Genomic DNA, 1,183 nt, shown 5'->3' with positions numbered 1-1,183 from the left:
TTGATCCGGTATCAGTAATTGGAGGTTAAAAAGATGCGTGAAGAAAAACTAGCCCTTGAACACGTGACGAAACAATTTGGTCAGAAAACCAATTTAGTTACGGCACTAGAAGACGTCAGTTTAGCGTTTAAAGCTGGTGAGGTGTCGCTTATCATTGGTCCTTCAGGATCTGGTAAAAGTACCTTGCTAACCATTTTAGGCGGGTTACAGACACCAACAGACGGCTCAGTTCGTTTGAATGGTCACGACATCAGTGATTTGAGTACCAAAGAAGCCGAAAAAACACGACTTGAACAAATCGGTTTCGTCTTACAGGCGTACAATCTCGTGCCATATTTAACCGTAGCAGACCAATTCAAACTTGTTGACCAGGTGAAGCCTAACAATAACCTCAGTCAAGATGGATTTGACAAAATTATTGAAACGCTAGGCATTCAAAAATTATTAAACAAATACCCTGGCGAATTGTCTGGCGGTCAACAACAGCGCGTTGCAATTGCCCGTGCGTTGTATACAGACCCGGCGATCATCCTAGCCGATGAACCTACGGCAGCATTAGATACGGCACGTGTCAAAGAAGTTGGCCAACTTTTTGCTAATATTGCGCATGACGAGGAAAAAGCAGTCGTCATCGTCACGCACGATGATCGTCTGCGAGAGTTTTCTGATAATGTCTACAAAATTGTCGACGGAAAACTATCTAATACGGACTGATTAACACACTTGCTCTTATGCTGATATTCCGGACTAGTTTTTCTCGTTTGGTAAAATATCATCATAAGAGCAATAGATTATTTAGTTATGTTTTTGTCGAGCTTGCATTTTTGCTAGTCCGCTTGTAGCAAGGGTTTCAGCCCAATATAATAACTAAAATTTATAAGGTTACTTTTCAAATGTGTTGATTATCCATTGCAGAGAAAAGAACACAATAAAAATGATAAGAATAGGAAGCAGTCTAGCCAGCCAAATATTGATGTTTGGATATTGTGACAGAGTATGATAGAGCCATTGGGCAATTATAAAAGCGCCCAATCCGCTGACGATTTATTTGATGTTTTTATACATGTTATTTCTCCAATATATTCATACTAATATAGTACCTATAATACCATTAAACAAAAAAACAGCCCCTATTATCTATCCACTAGATAACGGGGGCTGTTTTATAGGGGCGATTAAAAAA

The 1,183-nt window shown here is 39.3% G+C and carries 1 protein-coding gene; it reads left to right on the top strand.

Features of this window, described 5'->3' with window-relative positions; all coding sequences use genetic code 11:
* Positions 1–33: 33 nt before the first annotated feature.
* Positions 34–714: an ABC transporter ATP-binding protein gene (locus tag EKM66_RS12470; RefSeq protein WP_046811108.1), complete on the top strand. Its 681-nt coding sequence runs from the start codon at positions 34–36 to the stop codon at positions 712–714.
* Positions 715–1,183 lie beyond the last annotated feature (469 nt).

It is taken from the genome of Companilactobacillus hulinensis, from assembly GCF_003946555.1.
Lineage (GTDB): Bacteria > Bacillota > Bacilli > Lactobacillales > Lactobacillaceae > Companilactobacillus > Companilactobacillus hulinensis.
Note: the sequence above shows the minus strand (reverse complement) of the source record. Positions and strands in the feature narration are given on the sequence as shown.